2 protein-coding genes are annotated in these 1,885 nt (G+C 65.6%); both read left to right on the top strand.

From position 1 onward, the window contains the following. Window positions 1-645: cyclase family protein (locus EN879_RS34090; protein WP_164774767.1), on the top strand; the 645-nt coding region annotated here is incomplete at its 5' end. A gap of 314 nt (window positions 646-959) precedes the next feature. Continuing rightward, on the top strand, window positions 960-1,885 hold a 926-nt coding region (locus EN879_RS34080), incomplete at its 3' end, for an NAD(P)/FAD-dependent oxidoreductase (RefSeq protein ID WP_164774766.1).

Here is a 1,885-nt window from a genome sequence, read left to right as displayed (position 1 = left end):
ATCCACAACATCTCCCGTTACGACAAGAACGGTCCGTGGTGGGCCTGGAACTGGCTGAAGCTCGGCGAACATTCGGGCACGCATTTCGACGCGCCGCAGCACTGGATCAGCGGCAAGGATTATCCGGACGGCGCCACCGACACCATTCCGGCGCAGAATTTCGTCGGCCCGGTCAATGTCATCGACTGTTCGAAGGAAGCCGCCGCCGACCCCGATTTCCTGCTCACCGTCGACCACATCAAGGCCTGGGAAGCCAAGCACGGTGCGATCAATGCCGGCGAATGGGTGGTGATGCGCACCGACTGGTACAAGCGCAACGGCTCGGAAGCCGAGTTCCTCAACGCCAACGAGACCGGTCCGCACACGCCCGGCCCGACGGCCGAAGCCATCCAGTTCCTGATCAGTAAGGACATCAAGGGCTGGGGCTCGGAGACGATCGGCACCGATGCCGGCAAGGCCGGTGGCATGGAGCCGCCATTCCCGGCGCACACGCTGATGCACAAGGCCAACCGCTACGGTCTCGCCAGCCTTTGCAACCTCGACCAGCTGCCGCCGAAGGGCGCCATCCTGATCGCGGCGCCGCTCAAGATCGAGCACGGCACCGGCAGCCCGATTCGCGCGCTGGCGCTGGTGTCGAAGCAATAAAGCGAGGTGGGTCTTCGGGAGAAGATCATGCGAGAAGGCGAAACCGGGTTGATGGCAGGTAGAGGGTGGCAGGCTTGTAGCGCTAGCGCCCTACGGCGCCCCCCTCTGTCCTGCCGGACATCTCCCCCTCAAGGGGGGAGATTGGCCTTCACAATGGTTTTCGCCAATCTGCGACGTTGCAGGATTGAGTGGGGCGCCGAAGCTGCCAATCTCCCCCCAAGAGGGGGAGATGGCCGGCAGGCCAGAGGGGGGCGCCGTAGAGCGCAATTCCACGCGATTGAACTCCACTGCCCGCAAGCAAAGAGCAACCGCCAATGACCGCCCCCGATCACATCATCGTCGGCAGCGGCATCAACGCGCTGGTCTGCGCGGCGATGCTCGGCGGCAAAGGGGCGCGTGTGCTCGTCCTGGAGCGCAACGACCGCATTGGCGGTTGCTTGCGCCCCGAGGAGATCACCGCCCCCCGCTTCATCCATGATGTGATGGCGACGACCTTCGTGCTGTTCATCACCTCGCCGGCCTTTGCGGCACTGGGCGCCGATCTCGCGCGCCACGGGCTGGAGTTCTGCCACACGGGCACGCCGACGGGCGTGCTGCGGCCGGATGGCAGCCATGCCGTGCTCAGCACCGACCGTGCCGCCAACATCGCCGCCCTCAACGCAATCGCGGCAGGCGACGGTGACCGGCACGCGGATGATGTCGGCGGCATCGAACGCAATGCCGGCCTGCTGTTCGGCTTGCTCGGCGGCAGCCTGTGGTCCTACCCGACAGCGAAGCTGCTTGCCGGTGATGGCTGGCGGCGTGGCCCGCGCGGCCTTGCCGCCTTCCTCGGCGAAGCTCTGGTGCCGGCGCGCGGCTGGCTCGAAAACACCTACCGGTCCGAAACCATCCGCGCGCTGTGGGCACCCTGGGTACTGCATGCCGGGCTTGGACCCGAGGACGCCTTCTCCGGCCAGATCGCCAAGGTGATCGCCTTCGCACTTGAGGCGGCCGGAGCACCGATCGTCAAGGGTGGGGCAAAAAACCTGCTGGCGGCCTTCGAGGCTTTGATTCGGGAACGCGGCGGCGATATCCGCACCGGCGCCGATGTCGCTTCGATCGTTCAAAACAATGGCCGGGCAACCGCCGTGCGGCTGGCCTCGGGCGAGACAATCAATGCCGACAAGAGCGTCATCTGCTCGGTTACGCCAACGCAGCTCTATGGCAGGCTGCTTGGCACGGATGCACCCAAAGCCGATGT

It is taken from the genome of Mesorhizobium sp. M7A.F.Ca.AU.002.02.1.1, assembly GCF_003998535.1.
In the GTDB taxonomy this organism is placed as follows: Bacteria; Pseudomonadota; Alphaproteobacteria; order Rhizobiales; family Rhizobiaceae; genus Mesorhizobium; species Mesorhizobium ciceri.
This window is presented reverse-complemented; position numbering and strand designations above follow the sequence as displayed.